The following is a 19,507-nucleotide window of genomic DNA, read 5'->3' as shown; positions in this document are numbered from 1 at the left end:
AACGTTTTATCGGCAAATTTAAATTAACGGATTAATTGCTTGTTATTTAATTGATACATTTGTAAAGTAAATGTAAGCGCTTACATTGTTGTTTGTCTCGATAACAAGTAAGTGATGACAGCATATTCTGGGGAGAGTATGAATGCTGCCGTTATTTGGCAGAGAAAAATCATCTGGGAACTAACCGTGAAAACAAAAATAACATCAAGTTTATCCGTTTTTTTGATCAGTATTATGCTGTCAGCCTGTGGCGGCAGTGGCTCATCATCTTCATCCGAGCCGCAAGAAAAAAATCAAGACACAGCCGATACGACGGCACCGGTGATCAGCATTGTTGGTAGCACCGAGGTGCAGCATGAGCAGGGCACAGACTATGTCGATTCTGGCGCCAGCGCCAGTGACACAGTCGATGGCGATGTCGAGGTTACCGTTGACGGCAGTGTTGATGATGCTGCAGGTGTCTACACCATCACCTATCACGCTAAAGATGCCGCAGGTAACGAGGCAAGTGCAACACGCACGGTAACTGTCAAAGATACCCTGGCACCGCAAATCACGTTAAACGGTGAGCAATCTTATAGCATCAATCAAGGTGAGCAATTTAATGAACCAGGTGCATCCGCTGTTGATTTGGTTGACGGTGACGTTAGCGTGCAAATAACAGGTAGCGTTGCTGCGGATATCGGTACTTATACCTTGACATATAGCGCAACCGATAGCGTCGGAAACACAGCTCAAGTAAGCCGAACAGTGAGTGTCGTAGGCGCTGCAGAAGAAAGCGATTTGATGGTGTTTTCAGATGGCGTTGTTAACAGCATTTGGGATCGCGGCATTAATGCGTTTGACGAGGCCATCGGCTGGGGTGAGTGCAGTAATGACCAAGGCGCAGGTTGCCCAAGTATTGCTTGGCAAATTGTTAATGACAGTGAGCGCGAAAATGTACTGCAAGTTACCCATGCCAATTCTGATACCTTAGCAGGATTGTTTATTGCTATTGACGGTACCATCGATTTAAGCGCTTACAGCAATGGCAGCGTAAGTTTTGATATCAAAGTTGTTAGTGGTGACAGCAATATCACCATGAAACTTGATTGTTTATATCCGTGCTCGTCTGGTGATCAACCGATTGGCAGTAAGGGCAGTGCCGGCTGGGAAACCGTTGAGGTTTCTATGGCGACATTAACCGGCGCGGGTTTGGATATTAAACAAGTAAATACCGGTATTGTGATTTGGGCAAGCCAAGCAAAAAACACCGTATTTTTGTTAGACAACATTCGCTTTACCGGTATCACCGAAGGTGAAGAGCCACCAGAAGAAGGCAACGGTTCAAACCCACCGAATGTAGAATACAATATTACCGCTTATGGTGCTGGCAGCGTATCAGACACCATAAACCCGGCAAGCTACCGTTGTGTATATGACTACGGTAATTGGATTTACAATGCCGGTGTCGTCGAGCCAGGTATTAGTGGTTGTGATACCGCAACCGGCACACCCGTTGGCCAGCCAACCAAAATGGCACCACAACTCACCGGAAGCGCAGTTAATAAACCGGTTCCAACCCATAAATGGTGGGGTTCGATTCCATTTATGGGTGAAATGACCATAGGCGATCCAAACAAAGCGTCTTATATTACCCCGGATCCAATGATTGCTCGGGTTAGCAATCGAGGTATTCGTATAATGGGGATTGGCAATGGCTTATCTGCCCATAGCACGGGGTTTGGTTACACCATCCCAGACCCATTTAGTGAAGTGTTTGATGGCATAGCGATTGCCAATTCTGACTACAGTGACCTAGATGCCTTTTTAAAAGACCACAGTGACGGCAGTGTTACCGTGCAGTGGCAAAGTGGTGCCACCGCGGTAATGGACGCGACGTTAGTACATGGCTCGCCTTATGTATATTTTAATGTCTATGAAGGCGAAGCCATCATTAAAACTAAGGCGGTAGATAGCGGCGAGAAAGGCATTTTCTATAACCAAGATAATACCCTAGGCGTTTGGACAAGCGTAGCCGGTAACCACAACAACTTTTTAATCACCGGTGATGCAGATACCAGTTTTACCAATGCCGATGGTGATGCCATCACAATAAGTAATGATGCTAATGCCTTCACTTTAACCTACTTACCGGATGTGGATGCCAGTGTCAGCAGCAGTATGATTGAATACTTTAATCAATATGCCCGCAATGTTGTTGCCAAAGTTGCAATTGATTACAGCGTTGATCGCAGTGACAACCAAGTGACGGTGACACACAAGTATTTGGATACGGCAGGTGAGAATATTGATACCATCATTGGTCTGCATCCGTTGCATTGGAAACATTCAGAGCAAACCACATCAAGTTATAAAATCAGAAGTGCTCGTGGGGTGATTAAATTCGCGCAAAGCGATAGCTTTGATTACACCTTGCCGTTTCTTGGTGTTTTGCCATCGCTACCGTCAATTGACGATACTTTTGATAAATCCACTCTCGAGCAATTAGTGAGAGACTTTACTAGCACGGATAGCTCTCAATGGAATACCCATACCGACGCCTATTGGTCTGGCAAGAATTACGGTAAGGTGGCCGAGCTGATCGCCATAGCCGACAGTATTGATATGCAAACCGAAGCCACTGCCTTGCGTGATTGGCTTAAACAAGAATTGTCAGACTGGTTTAGTGCAGAGACAAATGACTCACTCGATGAAGTGAAGTATTTTGTTTACGATGAACAGTGGACAACGTTATTGGCCTTGGAAGAATCTTTTGCCTCTCATCAGCAATTAAATGATCACCATTTTCATTATGGTTATATGATCCGCGCTGCTGCAGAAATTTGTCGCACCGATGCCAATTGGTGTAGCGCGGAACAATACGGTCCGATGATTGAATTGTTGATCCGTGACTATGCCGGTGGCAAGGATGACGATATGTTTCCATACTTGCGTAACTTTGATCCAGCCAATGGTTTTTCTTGGGCATCGGGTAATATGAATTTCGCCCGCGGTAACAACAATGAATCAACCTCGGAAGCGGCCAATGCCTATGGCGCCATCGTCTTATATGGTTTGATCACCGGTAACGATACGCTCACAGAGCGGGGTATGTACTTACATGCGTCAACGGCTGCAAGTTATTGGCAATATTGGAACAATATTGATGGTTACCGTAACACCGGCAGTGATGACAATAACTTCCCAGCAGGCTTTGATAAAATCACCACCTCAATCATTTGGGGCGAAGGCTCGGCGTTTTCGACCTGGTTTAGTGGAGCCTACGCGCACATTTTGGGTATTCAAGGCTTGCCAATCAATCCGCTTATTTTACACGTTGGTTTGCACGCTGATTACATGCAAGATTACGTTGAGTTAGGATTGACCGAATCGTCTAATGGCAAGCCGTCTGGTTTAATTGAAGACCAGTGGCGTGATATCTGGTGGAACTTGTGGGCAATGACGGATGCAGATGCCGCTATTACCGATTATAAGTCGATGAGCAATTATAATACCGAAGCCGGAGAGAGCAAAGCGCATACCTATCATTGGATTTATACTTTGCAAGAGTTAGGGCAACTTACCTCTGATGCCAATGCCATCACCGCTAATTATCCGAGTGCGATAGCCTTCAGTAACGATGGGGTGATAACTTACGTGGTTTATAACTACGGCGATACAAGTGTCACGGTGACCTTTAGTGATGGTAAAGAGGTGATTGCTGCAGCCAATAGCTTTACCTTGGTCAACTAATCTGAGATCTTGGCTAACATGTGTCGTCTTAGTTCAGTATAATTAAGCTATTCGTTTACCGTGCGCAGCAACAATGCGCCGAGAGAAAGTGCAAAGATACAATGAACCGCAAGAAGAAAATAAAGTCGACCTTGTTAGCCAAGCAAAAAAAAGCCAACGCCAAGCTGCATAAAGTCAATAAGCCGAAGTATGTTTCTAAAGCAGAGCGAGCTAGATTAGCGGAGCTTGAACAGCAGCAAAGTACAGACGATTGCTCTGATGTTGACCAATCTACAAGCGAAAAATAAACGTCTTAATGTCAAAACCTTGTTCTAGCTAAACATGTAACGCTAGACCAAGGCCGTCATTATTTGGATTCAGATTCTGGCGTTTTGGCTTGCAACTTTTCCAATTGCTGATCTATATCTCCACACTGGCTTTCTATTTCCATTTTACCAACGTTTTGATTACTGCTTTCACTATCAAATACCAATTTCATAAAACGGCTGTCGGCACGATTTAACGTTACCCGAACCTCATCTTTACCTATTAATTCGGCCATTAATGGCTTGTAACTTTCTGCTTCACCGGCTTTAAAAAAGTCGCTTTGGGCTTTTTGGTGTGCGACATAACAGCGCGCCACTTGTTCGGCCACGTCTTCTTTGCTTGGTGCAGCTTCTTTGTCTTCAGCAATAGCTTGAAAACTCAGTGAGTGCACAGACAAGGCGATAACGACAATGTTTAGCTTTTTCATTTTTTATTCCTTTTATAACCGCTATTTACGTATAAACTTGTATTAAATATTAGGCGCTCAGCCTGTAAATGCAATGGAATTGAAAATGAATATATCAAAGCTGATTGTATCGGCAATGTTACTAATCGGTCACGGTGCTATGGCAGCTAACTCAGCAATGAATAGCGACAATGATGCGGATATAAGTGTCAATGTACAGCAACATCTAGTGCAATTAGCGCACCCAACAGACGGCATAGGTGCCCGTTTTGCAGGTAGTGAAGAAGAAAACAAAGCCGCGCTTTATATCGTCAGTCAATTTGCGCAATACGGCTATAAAGCAAGCCTGCAAGGATTTACGATCACTAAAGGGGATACGTCATTTAGTTCACAAAATGTCATCGTTGATAGCAGTCCAAGCCTAAAAAAGACGCTCATTGTTGGTGCTCATTTTGACTCTGTCGATGATGGCAGCGGCTCGATGGGGGCCATTGATAATGCGTCCAGTATTGCCGTGATGCTGGAAGTTGCTCGCTTAGCAAAACTACAATCTGGCCAGTCATTTAATATTCGTTTTATTGCCTTTGGTGCAGAAGAAAACGGGTTACACGGTTCTCGTCATTATGTGGAGCAATTGTTGCAATCCGAACAAGCTACCCATGTTGTCGGCATGATAAACCTCGACACCATCGCTGGCGGTGACATCAGCTATGTACACAGCGCACATTCAACGCCGTATAAATGCAGTAAAACACTAGGCCAGCAATACAGTAAACAAACCTACATGAGAGATGCGCTATTAATGGCGTCACAAGCACAATTAAAAGACAACGCTTATCAGATCCATAAAGGTTACCCCAACAATCCTAAAGGCGAAGCGGGCGGTTGGAGTGATCATAAAGTGTTTGCTTGTGCAGGGATCGCGATCGCTTTTATTGAATCAACCAATTACCACTTAAATGGTAAACAAGGCAATGATGGTTACTCACAAACCATAAACGACGCTTTTTGGGACTGCTTTGATAAAACTAAACTCAGTGCTTGTGATCGACAAAAAGAGCGCAAGTGGGGCGAAATATGGCATACCAAGTACGATGATATCGACACCTTGCAACAGATATTCCCTGAGCGTGTTAATACCATGATGGCTCAACATGTATTAGTGCTCAGTCACTTTTTGAGTGAGGCTGAGCATTATCTTGCACAGGTAACAAAAACTGAATAAAAATTGGCCTGCACCTGAACAGGGCGATTTTTGCCTTATTTTGACACACTTTGAGTAACTTGATATCAAGAATGTCGCGTAATGCCCTATAAAATATAGGTTTTGTTGGTTGGCACAAAGTTTGAATAGTAATGGCTAGTTGTCGCAATTTTCTATTTTGTATATGAAAAACAACAATACCTTATCCATTACAAATAAATTAAAAGTGCTATTGGTAGAAACAGACCATGAAAAAGCGCAGATCCTTCAGGATGCCTTGAAGCGTGCCTATTATGAAATTGAGCGAGTCAGCATTGGTGGCATGTCACTGTTAAAGCAAGTGGAACAATCACAGCCCGATATCATTATTATCGATATGGAATCTCCCGACCGTGACATGTTGGAAAGTCTGAACCGCATTTCCCACGCCGCGCCTAAACCTGTGGTGATGTTTTCTGAGCAAGAAGATGAGTCGACCATCAATCAATTGGTCAAATCCGGTGTAAGCGCCTATGTTATCGGCGGCATTGATAAAGCTCGAGTTAAGTCCATCGTCGATATCGCTGTCGCCCGTTTTGGCGAATATCAAAACCTGCGTAACGAACTCAAAGTAACCAAGCAAAAGCTGTCGTCACAAAAGAACATTGAAAAAGCGAAATTGTGGTTGATGCAATCACGTAACATGAATGAAAACGATGCTTATCACTTTTTACGCAAAACCGCGATGGATAACAGCCAACGAGTGGAGGATGTCGCCAAAAACATGTTGGCAATGGCCTCCATGTTTAGCAAAGAGGGAGTTAGCTGATCATGAACCACGGACACTTTACGTCAATGCCAACACCACAATGCAAAATAGGCTTTATGCCGTTAACGGATTGCGCGCCATTAGTGGTTGCCAAAGAGCTCGGGTTTTTTAAAGAATTTGGCCTTGATGTCGAATTGGTAAAGCAAAACTCCTGGGCCAGTATGCGAGATAAGTTATCGGCTGGAGTCATTGATATGGGCCAGTTATTGGCACCAATGCCGTTGGCAGGGGCGTTAGGTCTTGATAAGCAATGTGAAAACTTGATTGCACCGTTTGTCCTTAGCCGCAATGGTAATGCCATTACCATCAGTCGTGATTTACATACAAAAAGCGCCATAGGTTTGAATTTTCATCAAGGCTCGGAAGCCAGTTACTTAAAACCGCTGATCCATGAGTTAAAACAAAAAGGCGAAAAGCTCACTTTTGCGACCGTCTACCCATACAGTTGTCACTATCTGCAGTTGCAAAGTTATTTTCAGCAAGCGGGTATTGCGCAGAGTGATGTCAATATCGTTATCATCTCCCCGAGTAACATGGTCAGTGCGCTACGCCAAGGTGACATCGATGGCTTTTGTGTTGGTGGACCCTACAACGCCAAAGCCGTGCGCGAAGGTATTGGCGTTACGGTGGCGACATCAATCGATATTTGGCCTGATTTACCGGAAAAAGTTTTGGCGTTTAAAAAGCATTGGTATTTGCAGCAACCGGATACCGCCTATGCGCTATTAAAAGCGGTGCAGCGCGCTTGTCGCTGGTTAGAAGTGACGGCTAATCGATTCGAAGCGGCGAGAATGCTTAGCAAGCGTGATTACCTAAATACCGCAATCGATATTATTGCCCCAAGCTTATTAGGCAGTTGTCTGACATTTCCAGGCGCGGAGCCGCGCAGCGTGCCAGCGTATAACCGCTTTACTTGTTGTCATGAACAAGGCAGTAATCGACCTGATAATCATGATATGAGTCAGCTGTATCGATACTTTAAATTAAGCTTTGCTGATCAGCTTGACCAAAAACATTTACTGCAGCTGAAGTTGGAAGATATTTACAGCACAGCGCTATACGACCGTTCAACGAATTGGCGTATGCAAAGCAACTCGGCTTTACGGTTAGTTAAGTAAGTACTGCACCAAAACGGGTAATTGCTGCTGCAATATAAAGCGAAAAGCAAAATATAAACTTTTTAAATCTTTTTAATGCCTTGTATTATAGGGGTTTTATTACTTGGCACAGTATCTGCTTAGTATTAATAGTCGGTTGATGATAAATCAATCATCAATTGGCACAACGTGGTGACCACAAACACATGGCATCACAGATTCACAATAAGAGAATCAATAAAAGTCGTTGATGACCTCAACAGCGAGGGTTGGCGACATAGCAAGTTAAACGTATAACTTGCGCATAACAATTTAACGAAACTAATTTAACTGCAACGGCGTAGTTTCCGATTAGTTTGGCATAGCGGCCTGTCAGATCCCGATTTGTGGATGTGACGGGCTTTTTGTTTTTTTAATCTGAGGAAATGTAATGAAACATTCATGGAAAAAAATACATAAGCACGTATGTCAGGCCATATTGGCGGCGTCAGTTGCTTTGACATCACTAAGTGCTATGGCTAAGGCTGATAAAATTGAACTGGGTTACCCTGAAAAGGAAGAGCTTAAGTTTGGTTTTATCAAATTGACCGATATGGCACCTATTGCCATCGCATACGAAAAAGGCTTTTTTGAAGATGAAGGCTTGTATGTCACCATCGAAGCGCAAGCGAACTGGAAAGTCTTACTTGACGGTGTCATTGACGGTCGATTAGACGGTGCCCACATGTTGGCCGGTCAACCAATAGCAGCAACTATCGGTTATGGTACTGAGGCAGAAATCATCACCCCGTTTTCGATGGACTTAAACGGTAACGGCATCACCGTATCGAATGATATTTGGCGTCAAATGAAAGTCAATATTCCAAAAATGGCTGATGGTCGTCCGGTACATCCAATAAAAGCCGATGCCTTAAAACCTGTGGTCGAGAAGTACGCAGATGAAGGTAAGCCGTTTAATATGGGCATGGTATTCCCTGTCTCGACGCACAACTATGAATTGCGTTACTGGCTTGCCGCTGGTGGTATCCACCCTGGTTATTACGCACCACATAAAGGCGACACCTCTGGTCAATTAGACGCTGAAGTGTTGCTATCTGTGACACCACCACCACAAATGCCAGCGACCATGGAAGCAGGCACGATATACGGCTATTGCGTTGGCGAACCTTGGAACCAACAAGCAGTATTTAAAGGTATTGGTGTGCCAGTGGTAACCGATTATGAAATCTGGAAAGACAACCCAGAAAAGGTATTCGGTATTACTAAACAGTTTGCTGAAAAGTACCCAAATACCACTATTCGCCTTACTCGTGCGTTGATTCGTGCCGCAAAATGGCTTGATGAAAACAACAATGCCAATCGCCCAGAAGCGGTAAAAATATTAGCTCAATCAAATTATGTTGGTGCTGATGCTGAAGTCATTGCCAATTCTATGACAGGTACCTTCGAATATGAGAAGGGTGATAAACGTGAGGTTCCAGACTTTAATGTCTTCTTCCGTTACAACGCGACCTACCCATATTATTCAGACGCTATCTGGTACTTAACGCAAATGCGTCGTTGGGGCCAAATTGACAGTGACAAGCCTGACAGCTGGTACATGGACGTCGCTAAGAAAGTCTACCGCCCAGATATCTATGAGAAAGCAGCGCAGTCATTAATTGATGAAAAATTAATGTCCAGCTCAGACTTCCCAACGTTAGCGAATGAAGACGGTTTTAGAGACCCTCAAACCCACTTTATTGATGGCATTGTCTATGACGGAACCAAACCAAACGAATACATCAATAAATTTTCAATCGGCTTAAAAGCTGGCGATAAGATTTAACACTAACTAGGCCCGGAGACGCACCAATGAGCTTATTAATCGCAAAAATCGTAAATACAAAACTGGCAGATGTTGGCTTTTTTAATCGCAACCAACAGTTCGAAATGTCAGCAAAGCTTGGCCAACAATTGACCGCCATGCTGATGCCTTTGGTTGGTGTACTTTGTTTTTTGTTTATTTGGTCATTGTCGGCCAGTCAAATTGAGACGTCTTTGGGCAAATTTCCAGGACCAGGTGCTGTCGTCACTCAGGTCGGAAACTTGTATAACGAACATGTTAGTGAACGAGGTAAAGAAGAGGCGTTTTATCAGCGCCAAGAAAAACGTAATGCCGAACGTCTGGCCAAAGACCCAAGTTATGTTGTCAAAGTAAGAGCCTATACAGGTAAAGAGACGTTTGTCGATCAAATTGCAACCAGTCTTATTACCGTATTAGCAGGCTTTTTATTGGCGGCTGTTCTCGCCATTCCACTGGGGATTGCTATCGGACTGAGCAAGGCACTGAACAGTGCTATCAACCCGATGATCCAAATCTTTAAACCTGTGTCGCCGCTGGCGTGGCTGCCTTTGGTCACTATGGTTGTGAGTGCGGTTTATGTGTCAAACGATCCGTTGTTTGCTAAGTCATTTATCAACTCCATGATCACCGTCACCTTGTGTTGTTTGTGGCCAATGATCATTCAAACCTCTGTTGGTGTTGCGTCATTAAACAGTGACTGGATCAACGTATCTAGAGTGTTACGTCTTCCGGCGTTAACTCACGTGCGCAAGATTGTTTTACCGGCGACGATACCTGCTATTTTCACCGGCATGCGTACCTCGTTAGGTATTGCTTGGATGGTATTAATTGCCGCAGAAATGCTGGCGCAAAACCCTGGCCTTGGCAAGTTTGTTTGGGATGAGTTTCAAAATGGTAGTTCCCAATCATTGTCTCGCATCATGACCGCAGTATTTGTTATCGGCTTAATCGGCTATATGTTGGACCGCGGCATGTTGCTATTACAGCGCTGGTTGTCATGGGACAAAGCAAGTGCAAGTCGTTAATCAATTTCAACCAGGCATAAAGGAGTAACAGATGAGTAGCTTTTTAGATATCAGCAAAATAGACATGGTGTTTCCTACGCCAAAAGGTGACTTTACTGCGTTGAAAGATGTCGATCTGAAAATCAATAAAGGTGAATTTATTTCCCTAATTGGTCACTCAGGCTGCGGCAAATCAACGGTATTAAATGTCGTTGCCGGTTTATATCAGGCAAGCAAAGGCGGGGTGCTGCTGAATAATCGTCATGTGCTTGAACCAGGTCCAGAACGTGCTGTTGTTTTTCAAAACCATTCATTGCTGCCTTGGTTAACGGCATATGAGAATGTCGAACTAGCGGTTAAGCAAGTGTTTAGTGACACAATGAATGCCGCACAAATGAAAGAGTGGATAGAACACAATCTGAAACTTGTGCATATGGAACATGCCATGCACAAACGACCAGACGAAATATCCGGTGGTATGAAACAACGCGTAGGTATTGCTCGTGCGTTATCTATGCAACCACAAGTTTTGTTAATGGATGAACCGTTTGGAGCTCTTGATGCGCTAACTCGTGCGCATATGCAAGACTCGTTAATGGAAATTCAAGATGAATTGAATAATACCGTGATCATGATCACACATGATGTCGATGAAGCTGTACTACTGAGCGATCGAATCGTGATGATGACCAATGGTCCTGCCGCCACTGTAGGCGAAATTCTTGAGGTAACGTTGCCTCGCCCTCGCGACCGAATCGCACTCGCTAATGATCCAGAATACAACAGACTTCGCTCTGCTGTATTGACCTTCTTGTATGAGAAACAACGCAAGGTTGAGGTCATTGCTAATAAGGCTGCAACAACGGAAGGCGATACATCAACATCGCCAAATACCGAAGTTGCCTAAGATAAACGTTATCCAAGCATCAGCTTGTCAGGGAATACATTATGAAAATTAACAATAAAAATAACCATCGATATATACCACTTCTGGCCTTGTTGTCAGGTGTCGCTGTCACGCCGGTACACGCTGAACAAGCAAGCCCTAAACCAGCTGAAGAGAACAAGGCTAAAGCTTTTGTCGATTTTCGTCTGCGTTTTGAATCGGTTGACCAAGATAATGCATTAAAAGATGCCGAAGGTCTTACCTTACGAACCCTATTGCACTATCAAACCAAACAATTTAATGGCTTTAGTGCGGTAGTTGAATTTGAAGACTCAAGAAATGCTATGGGTGTTGAAGATTACAACGACACCATAGGTAATAACACCGAATATTCGGTAATAGCCGATCCAAACACCACAGAGCTGGATCAAGGCTTTGTGCAATACAAAGGCAGAGGTTTCACTGCCAAACTTGGTCGCCAAGTAATCACTTTTGACGGCCATCGCTATGTTGGTCATGTCGGCTGGCGTCAAGATAAACAAACCTTTGATGCGGCCAGTGTTAACTATAAAAGCGACGCATTATCGCTTAGTTATGCCTACTTAGATAAGCGCAATCGTATCTTTGCTGAAGAAAAAGATATTGACTCAAAAGATCACTTACTCAATGCCAGTTATAGCACCTCGTTCGGTAAGTTTGTTGCCTATGGCTATTTATTGGAAATGGATAACGGTACTGACAATGCCCTTGATACTTATGGTGCCAGCTTTGATGGCAAGACCAAGTTGTTTTCAAAGCCAGTAAGCTATCGTGCCGAAATTGCAACGCAAACCATGGAAAGTGGCAATAGCGAATACGACGCTGAATATGCCAATGTCGAAGCCGGTATAGGCTTGGGCAAATTTACCGTTAAGTTAGGTTTTGAATCCCTTGGTAGTGATGATGGTGATTACGGCTTTAGTACACCGCTGGCGACGCTGCATAAATTTAATGGTTGGAGCGACCAATTTTTGTCAACGCCAGCACAAGGCTTAGATGATCTCTATGTCAGTGTATCCGGCAAGTTATTGTCTGGTTCGGTCATGCTTGCCTATCACGATTTCAGTGCCAATGAAGAGGCCAATGGTGTCGATGACTTAGGTGATGAAATCAATATTTCATACGCGACTAAATTCATGAAAAATTTTAATGCCGGTATCAAGTTTGCGAACTACAGCGCCGGTGACAATGAAGCCGGCAAGGTAGATACCGACAAAGTGTGGATATGGGTTGGCGCTCGATTCTAAATATCGAGCATTAAATTCAGACAGTTGTTGCTGTGCGGTAGAAAACAAATTAAGGAACAAAGATGTTAGAGAAAATGAAAATTGTCATTATTGGTAATGGTATGGTGGGGCACCACTGTGTTGAGCAGTTATTGGCTCAACAGCAGCTGGATGGTGCACCGCAATTAGAGGTGACGGTATTGTCAGCGGAACCTCGACTGGCATACGACAGGGTTCATCTATCGGAGTTTTTTAGTGGTAAAAATGCCGACGATTTGGCCATGACCACACCGCAGTCGTATCGCGATTTAGCGGTCGATTTTCGAGTTAACGCGAAAGTGACCAACATCGACAAGCAGCAACAGCGTGTCACCACCGAAACGTCGGAACAATTTAGTTATGACAAGTTGATTATAGCCACCGGTTCGTACCCATTTGTGCCACCGATTCCAGGCTATCAACAAGAGCATTGTTTGGTTTATCGCACCATTGAAGATCTGCAAGCCATCGAACGTAGCGCAAAATCGAGCAAGGTTGGTGTGGTTATCGGCGGCGGTCTTTTAGGGCTAGAAGCGGCCAATGCGTTAAAACAAATTGGCCTTGAGACCCATGTGGTTGAGTTCGCACCGCAATTGATGGCGGTGCAACTTGATGGCGGTGGCGGTCAATTATTAAAAAATAAAATTGAAGAGTTAGGCGTTAAAGTTCATACCTCTAAGGCTACCGAAAATATCGCTAAAGGAGAGCAATGCCGTTATCAATTGCAGTTCGCCGATGGCAGTGTGTTAGAAACCGATTTGGTGTTATTTTCTGCCGGTATTAGACCATATGATGAATTGGCAAAGTCCACTGAATTAGCCGTTGGCGAGCGTGGCGGTATTGTCATTAACAATCAGTGTCAAACGTCCGACGAAAATATATACGCGATTGGTGAATGTGCACTGTGGAATAACTTTATTTTTGGTTTGGTTGCGCCGGGTTACGCCATGGCTAAAGTCGCCGCGAAACATATTTGTGGTGAGCAAGACAGCTTTACCGGTGCGGATATGAGCACCAAGCTCAAGCTTATGGGCGTTGATGTTGGCTCAATTGGCGATGCGCACGGCAAAACCGCGGGCAGCATGTCGTATACCTTTGATGACCAACCTAATGGCATCTACAAAAAGCTTATCGTCAGTGCCGATAAACAGAAATTACTCGGTGCGGTGTTGGTCGGAGATTGCAGCGATTACGACAGCTTATTGCAGTACATGTTAAACGGTATTGATTTACCTGACAGCCCTGAGTCGTTGATTTTACCTGCGACCGAAGGCAGCGTTACATTAGGTGCGAGTGCGTTACCCGATACCGCGACCATCTGTTCGTGTCATAACGTCAGCAAAGGCGACATTATAAATGCGGTAGAGCAGGGGTGTGCCGAACTTGGCCAAGTGAAAAGCTGTACCAAAGCCAGTACCGGCTGTGGTGGTTGTTCAGCGCTATTAAAAGATGTTTTTGAAACCGAACTTAGCGCCCGTGGTGTTGAGGTTAAAAAAGACATTTGTGAGCATTTTGCCTATTCGCGCCGTGAACTGTTTGATTTGATCAAAGTTGAGAAAATTAAAACCTTTGATGAGCTACTAGAAAAGCATGGTAAAGGCTTGGGCTGTGAAATATGTAAGCCGACCACGGCCTCTATATTGGCATCGATTTATAACGAATATATTCTGCAAAAATTTCATCTACCGTTGCAGGACTCTAATGACAACTTCCTGGCTAACTTGCAAAAAGACGGTACCTACTCGGTTGTGCCTAGGGTTCCAGGTGGCGAAATAACCCCAGACAAATTGATTGTCATGGGCCAGGTGGCGAAAAAATACAACCTGTACACCAAGATCACCGGTGGTCAGCGTATTGACATGTTTGGTGCTCGGGTAGAGCAACTGCCACTTATTTGGCAAGAACTGATTGATGCTGGCTTTGAAACCGGTCATGCCTATGGTAAAGCGGTGCGTACCGTTAAATCATGTGTTGGTTCGACCTGGTGTCGTTTCGGTGTACAAGACTCGCTCGATATGGCGCTGTATATAGAGAATCGCTACAAAGGCATTCGCTCTCCTCACAAATTGAAATTTGCCGTATCTGGTTGTACTCGCGAGTGTGCTGAAGCACAAAGTAAAGATATCGGTGTAATCGCCACTGAGAATGGTTGGAACTTGTATGTGTGTGGTAATGGCGGTATGCGTCCTCGCCATGCGGATCTATTTGCCACCGATCTCGACGATAAAACCCTAATTCAATATATCGATCGCATTTTAATTTTTTATATCCAAACCGCTGATAGATTACAACGTACCTCAGTGTGGTTAGAGAGCTTAGAGGGTGGTCTAGATTACCTTAAACAAGTGATTATCGACGATAACCTAGGTTTGGGTGAAGACATGGAACAGCAGATGGCTGACATCGTTGGTAAGTACCAATGTGAATGGAAAACAACACTGGCCGACCCGATTGCTATGAAGCGTTTTAAGTCTTTTGTAAATACCGAACAAGCGGATGACAACATCGTGTTTGTTAATGAACGAGAGCAGATTCGCCCAGCACGGGAAGAGGAAAAGGCCGAACGTATTGCTGTGGTTGTTGAACCGTAACGTGACGCCATTGATATCGCCAAGGAGCATTTATGACTGATATAAGTATCGCCAAAGCACATGATAAAAGCTGGTATGCGGTTTGTCCGAAAACCGAGTTATTAAAAGATGCAGGGGTATGTGCCTTGCTCAAGCAACAACAAATCGCCATTTTTCATTTAGAACGACAACAGCAGTTATTTGCTGTATCCAATTACGATCCCATTGGCAAAGCCATGGTGATATACCGAGGAATCTTAGGTTCGGTTAATGATGAGCCGGTTATCGCCTCACCGTTATACAAACAACAATTTGCACTGACCGATGGTCGATGTTTGCAACAAGATGACATGCAATTGCAAACCTTTGATGTTCGCATCGAAAACGACATGGTTGAAGTTTTGTTGTAACGGAGTATTGAGCTGATATGAGTGCAAGCAACAAGGGGTTTTATGGCGAGCGAAAACAAACAACCTGTGCCTATTGTGGTGTCGGTTGTGGACTCGATATAGAACTTCACAATGGCAAAGCGGTTAAATTACAAGGCGCTGAGTCTCACCCGGCAAATGCGGGAAGAACGTGTGTCAAAGGCACGCATCTGCTCGATACATTGGGTGAACATGGTCGCTTGCTTGCGCCACAAATAAATGAGCAAACCGTAAGCTGGAATCAGGCAACCGATTATGTTGCCGAAAGATTTGCACAAACAATTGCCCAATACGGTGCCGACTCTGTGGCTTTTTATGTATCAGGGCAATTGCTGACAGAAGACTACTACGTCGCCAATAAATTAATGAAAGGCTATATTGGCAGTGCCAATATCGATACCAATTCACGTTTATGTATGTCATCGGCGGTGGCTGGTTACAAGCGCGCCTTTGGTGAAGATGTGGTGCCTTGTGATTACCGTGATCTTGAACAATGCGATGTGATTTTTCTGGTCGGCTCAAATGCCGCGTGGACCCACCCTGTATTGTTTCAACGTTTGCAGTTGGCGAAACAAAACAACCCAAATCTGACCATTGTCGTGCTTGACCCTAGAGTGACAGCTACATCCGAAATGGCTGATTTGCATTTACAGTTAGAGCCAGGCAGTGATGCAGGTTTTTATAATGGTTTGCTTGCTTATATCGCCTGCCAAGGTCTTATTAACAACCGTTTTGTCAGCGAACACACCGATGATTTTTTTGCCGCATTAGAAAAAGCCATTGCTTGGACGCCTGAAAAAGTCGCCTCATTTTGCCAATTGCCACTCGAGCAAGTGCAACAAGCGTTTCAATTATTTACCTCGACCGACAAGGTGGTCAGTTTCTATTCGATGGGCATCAACCAATCAAATTCAGGTGTCGATAAATGTAATGCCATCATCAATTGCCATTTAGCGACGGCGACTTTAGGCAAACCGGGCAGTGGTCCGTTTTCGATTACCGGACAGCCAAATGCCATGGGCGGGCGAGAGGTAGGTGGCTTAAGCAATCAGCTTACCGCACACCTTGATATTGATAATGCAGAGCACCGCTCGTTAGTGCAGAATTTTTGGCAATCACCAGTCATTGCCGATAAAGCCGGCGCCAGTGCAACAGGGATTATTGATAAAATGTTATCGGGTAAAATCAAAGCCATTTGGATTATGGCGACTAACCCTGTCGTCAGTTTGCCTGAAGGTAATAAAGTTATCCAAGCACTACAACAGTGCGATTTGGTGGTGGTGTCTGACTGCGTCGACAAAAATGACACCTTGGCATACGCCAACGTTAAGTTTCCAGCGACCGGTTGGCTTGAAAAAAATGGCACCGTGACCAATTCTGAACGCTGTATTTCTCGCCAACGGGGCATGATTGAGGCTCCCGGGCAGGCTAAGCATGATTGGCAAATTATCTGTGACGTCGCCAAAGCGATGAATTTCTCAGGCTTTGACTATCAACATCCACAGCAAATATTTGATGAGTTTTGTCGTTTGACGGGTGAGAAAAATCAAGGTCAGCGCTTGTTTGATATCAGTGCCATGCAATGTCATAGCATTGAGCAATACGACAAACTTAAACCACAACAATGGCCATTAAAGGCAGATAAAAGCGGTCAACTGCAGTCTCACAGACCGTTTAGTGATGGCCGTTTTTCAACAACAAACGGCAAAGCACATTTTATTGCCGTGACGCCAGTATTACCTGAATTGACAGCGCCTCAAGCCGCACTGCGCACTAAGGGACAGCAAGACACGCCACCTACAGCGCAAATATCATTATTGATTAATAGTGGTCGAGTGCGCGACCAATGGCACACCATGACTCGCACGGCTCGAGCTCATCAACTTAACCGCCACACCAGCAGTCCGCAATTAAGCATCCATCCAACGGATGCGGCGCGACTTAATGTTTATGACGGCCAATTTATTGCACTGACATCGCGAGCTGAACGCGTGGTGCTGTCGGCACAAATTACCTCTGACGTAAAACCGGGCCAAGGTTTTATGCCGATTCATTGGAATAGACAGTTTGCTTCTCACGCTAATGCCGCCAGTTTATATCGCACCGTAGTCGACCCGGTATCGGCTCAACCTCAGAGTAAGCAAGTATTGGCGCACGCAAGTAAAGTCTTGGTCAGTGCTCAGCTGCATATCGCCATGACGACAGAATTGGCAGAGCAATTTGATGCCAATAGATTGTCTTTTTCGCAGCGTTGTCCGCAACAAGGTTTCGTTCAATTTAGTTTATATCAAGAGCAGCAGAGCGACTGTGTTACTGAGTTGATTGACTGCTTACAAGATCAATTTAAAGCGCAACTAAAATGGTTGCGCTTGATGTCATCGGCAGATGGTCAGCAACGCTTGATTGCCATGCACGGCGACCAACTTGCAATCTACGTTGATTATCAAACGCTCGAAAATAACGCCGTTACCGCGCCACCCAATAGCCAATGGTTAAGTGAATTGTTTGCCCGTAATGAACTGCAAAATCAACATAAAACCGCACTATTGACCGGCCAAGTTGGCGACAAATTCGTTAATGGTGAGCAAGTGTGCAGTTGTTTCAATGTTTATCAAAAACACATAAGTCAGGCCATAGAGCAAGGTGCAAACACGGTGCAAGAGCTTGGCGAGAAGCTGCAATGTGGCACTGGCTGTGGCAGTTGCAAACCTGAATTAAGCCGCATGTTAGCGAGCGCCGACACAAACCTTATCGCAATGGAGAAATGCCAATGACACTTACCACGTTATTTAAAGACAACATCGATTTAGTGGCTGCGTTTCGTTCAGTAAAGCAAGCGATGACAGACAACATTAAACGCTTGTCATTGCCGCCGAAAACGGCATACCAAGATAAGTCTAGTCATGGCGCTAATGCGAAAGTGTATTTGATTGGCGCAGGGGCCGGTGATGCCGAATTGTTAACCCTTAAAGCCTATCGCATATTACAAAGTGCTGAGGTTATTTTGGTCGATTGGTTGGTAAACGAAGATATTTATCAATATTTCCCCAAACATGCTGAAGTAGTTTTTGTCGGTAAAAAGTGTGGTCAACATAGCTTAAAACAAGACCAGATTTGCCAACTTTTGTTAGCTAAAGCTCAACAAGGTAAACGTGTCGTTCGCCTAAAAGGTGGTGATCCAAGTATCTTTGGTCGTCTTGCAGAAGAAACCTTAATCTTGCAGCAGCATAATATCGATTTTGCCGTTGTTCCCGGTATTACTGCAGCCACAGCGTGTGCTGCATATTCTGGAATTCCATTAACCCATCGGGATTGCGCTCAGTCGGTTCGCTTTGTCACTGCGTCGTTAAAAAACAAAGACCAGGAAGCAAATTGGCGTTTATTGGCGCACGAACAAGACACATTAGTGTTCTATATGGGCCTTAATAAAGTCGCGACCATAAGCGACAGACTGATCGATCACGGTATGCGCGATGATATGCCCATTGCCATCATTGATAAGGGTAGTTTGAGTGAGCAACAAGTGGTGTGCTCGACGTTGAGCAATATTGCCACCGATATGAGTAAGTATTCGCTGGCAGGGCCTGCATTGATCATCGTTGGCGAGGTTGTAAACAAGCGTCAATCGGTGAACCTTGAGCTGCTTGATAGCCAAGCTATGCCCATGGAGCAAAAAAGCGCATAAGTAGTCAACGACACTCGACTTGTCTTTATCATAAAAATTTCATCCAATCACACACCTTATTTTAACTCGTCAAACCACTTGCTGAGGGTGTCATATCGCCTGATTTTGCGGGGGGTTTCGGGAAATGTGTTGTGTAATGTAATGTTTCGTTATGAAACTGTTACATGGGGCTTTAAACTGCCGTGTTTTATCTATATAATCAGCGGCAAAATTATAAACGTTTAGTGT

General features: G+C 44.5%; 14 protein-coding genes. 13 read left to right on the top strand and 1 reads right to left on the bottom strand.

Translation table 11 applies throughout. The annotated features are described in order from the left end of the window. Positions 1-186 precede the first annotated feature (186 nt). Both HII16_RS10175 and HII16_RS10170 read left to right on the top strand, forming a co-directional pair. Entirely contained in the window at positions 187-3,735 is a 3,549-nt protein-coding gene (locus HII16_RS10175) for a glycosyl hydrolase (protein WP_348981408.1), read from the top strand. A 101-nt stretch (positions 3,736-3,836) separates the two neighbouring features. Next, complete coding sequence (locus HII16_RS10170) at positions 3,837-4,022, top strand: DUF2986 domain-containing protein (RefSeq protein WP_169129882.1); 186 nt, start codon at positions 3,837-3,839, stop codon at positions 4,020-4,022. Positions 4,023-4,081: 59 nt separating this feature from the next. On the opposite strand, the gene HII16_RS10165 is transcribed toward HII16_RS10170, so the two are convergent. After that, entirely contained in the window at positions 4,082-4,468 is a 387-nt protein-coding gene (locus HII16_RS10165) for a hypothetical protein (RefSeq protein ID WP_169129880.1), read from the bottom strand. An 85-nt stretch (positions 4,469-4,553) separates the two neighbouring features. Here HII16_RS10165 and HII16_RS10160 point away from each other — a divergent pair, with 85 nt between their 5' ends. The 11 genes from HII16_RS10160 (at position 4,554) to cobA (ending at position 19,279) form a co-directional block, all read left to right on the top strand. Further along, entirely contained in the window at positions 4,554-5,672 is a 1,119-nt protein-coding gene (locus HII16_RS10160) for a M20/M25/M40 family metallo-hydrolase (RefSeq protein ID WP_169129878.1), read from the top strand. 163 nt (positions 5,673-5,835) lie between these two features. Further along, a complete protein-coding gene (locus tag HII16_RS10155) occupies positions 5,836-6,459 on the top strand; it encodes an ANTAR domain-containing protein (protein WP_169129876.1) in 624 nt (207 codons plus the stop codon). A gap of 2 nt (positions 6,460-6,461) precedes the next feature. Next, positions 6,462-7,577, top strand: a complete 1,116-nt coding sequence (locus HII16_RS10150) for a CmpA/NrtA family ABC transporter substrate-binding protein (RefSeq protein WP_169129874.1) — start codon at positions 6,462-6,464, stop codon at positions 7,575-7,577. Positions 7,578-7,986: 409 nt separating this feature from the next. Continuing rightward, positions 7,987-9,384: a CmpA/NrtA family ABC transporter substrate-binding protein gene (locus HII16_RS10145; RefSeq protein WP_169129872.1), complete on the top strand. Its 1,398-nt coding sequence runs from the start codon at positions 7,987-7,989 to the stop codon at positions 9,382-9,384. Between the two features lie 104 nt (positions 9,385-9,488). Further along, complete coding sequence (locus HII16_RS10140; protein ID WP_189637920.1) at positions 9,489-10,427, top strand: ABC transporter permease; 939 nt, start codon at positions 9,489-9,491, stop codon at positions 10,425-10,427. 31 nt (positions 10,428-10,458) lie between these two features. After that, complete coding sequence (locus tag HII16_RS10135) at positions 10,459-11,313, top strand: ABC transporter ATP-binding protein (protein WP_169129870.1); 855 nt, start codon at positions 10,459-10,461, stop codon at positions 11,311-11,313. Between the two features lie 41 nt (positions 11,314-11,354). Next, positions 11,355-12,578 carry an alginate export family protein gene (locus HII16_RS10130; protein ID WP_169129869.1) on the top strand — a complete coding sequence of 408 codons (1,224 nt, stop codon included), beginning with the start codon at positions 11,355-11,357 and terminating at the stop codon, positions 12,576-12,578. A gap of 62 nt (positions 12,579-12,640) precedes the next feature. Further along, a complete protein-coding gene (gene nirB, locus HII16_RS10125) occupies positions 12,641-15,187 on the top strand; it encodes a nitrite reductase large subunit NirB (RefSeq protein ID WP_248289588.1) in 2,547 nt (848 codons plus the stop codon). Positions 15,188-15,219: 32 nt separating this feature from the next. Then, entirely contained in the window at positions 15,220-15,576 is a 357-nt protein-coding gene (gene nirD / locus HII16_RS10120) for a nitrite reductase small subunit NirD (protein WP_169129867.1), read from the top strand. Between the two features lie 17 nt (positions 15,577-15,593). Continuing rightward, positions 15,594-18,368: a molybdopterin-dependent oxidoreductase gene (locus HII16_RS10115; protein ID WP_169129865.1), complete on the top strand. Its 2,775-nt coding sequence runs from the start codon at positions 15,594-15,596 to the stop codon at positions 18,366-18,368. Then, positions 18,365-19,279 carry a uroporphyrinogen-III C-methyltransferase gene (gene cobA / locus HII16_RS10110; protein WP_248289587.1) on the top strand — a complete coding sequence of 305 codons (915 nt, stop codon included), beginning with the start codon at positions 18,365-18,367 and terminating at the stop codon, positions 19,277-19,279. The genes HII16_RS10115 and cobA overlap by 4 nt, the downstream gene beginning before the upstream one ends. The last annotated feature ends 228 nt before the right edge of the window (positions 19,280-19,507 follow it).

Origin of the sequence: Thalassotalea sp. Y01 (assembly GCF_012932945.1) — a bacterium.
Lineage (GTDB): Bacteria > Pseudomonadota > Gammaproteobacteria > Enterobacterales > Alteromonadaceae > Thalassotalea_A.
The sequence above is the reverse complement of the archived record's forward strand: the minus strand, read 5'-3'. Positions and strand labels throughout refer to the sequence as shown.

Coding starts and splice junctions, on each gene's coding strand:
- HII16_RS10170 (WP_169129882.1), top strand. CDS start 3,837: ATGAACCGCAAGAAGAAAATAAAGTCGACCTTGTTAGCCAAGCAAAAA.
- HII16_RS10165 (WP_169129880.1), bottom strand. CDS start 4,468: ATGAAAAAGCTAAACATTGTCGTTATCGCCTTGTCTGTGCACTCACTG.
- HII16_RS10160 (WP_169129878.1), top strand. CDS start 4,554: ATGAATATATCAAAGCTGATTGTATCGGCAATGTTACTAATCGGTCAC.
- HII16_RS10155 (WP_169129876.1), top strand. CDS start 5,836: ATGAAAAACAACAATACCTTATCCATTACAAATAAATTAAAAGTGCTA.
- HII16_RS10150 (WP_169129874.1), top strand. CDS start 6,462: ATGAACCACGGACACTTTACGTCAATGCCAACACCACAATGCAAAATA.
- HII16_RS10145 (WP_169129872.1), top strand. CDS start 7,987: ATGAAACATTCATGGAAAAAAATACATAAGCACGTATGTCAGGCCATA.
- HII16_RS10140 (WP_189637920.1), top strand. CDS start 9,489: ATGTCAGCAAAGCTTGGCCAACAATTGACCGCCATGCTGATGCCTTTG.
- HII16_RS10135 (WP_169129870.1), top strand. CDS start 10,459: ATGAGTAGCTTTTTAGATATCAGCAAAATAGACATGGTGTTTCCTACG.
- HII16_RS10130 (WP_169129869.1), top strand. CDS start 11,355: ATGAAAATTAACAATAAAAATAACCATCGATATATACCACTTCTGGCC.
- nirB (WP_248289588.1), top strand. CDS start 12,641: ATGTTAGAGAAAATGAAAATTGTCATTATTGGTAATGGTATGGTGGGG.
- nirD (WP_169129867.1), top strand. CDS start 15,220: ATGACTGATATAAGTATCGCCAAAGCACATGATAAAAGCTGGTATGCG.
- HII16_RS10115 (WP_169129865.1), top strand. CDS start 15,594: ATGAGTGCAAGCAACAAGGGGTTTTATGGCGAGCGAAAACAAACAACC.
- cobA (WP_248289587.1), top strand. CDS start 18,365: ATGACACTTACCACGTTATTTAAAGACAACATCGATTTAGTGGCTGCG.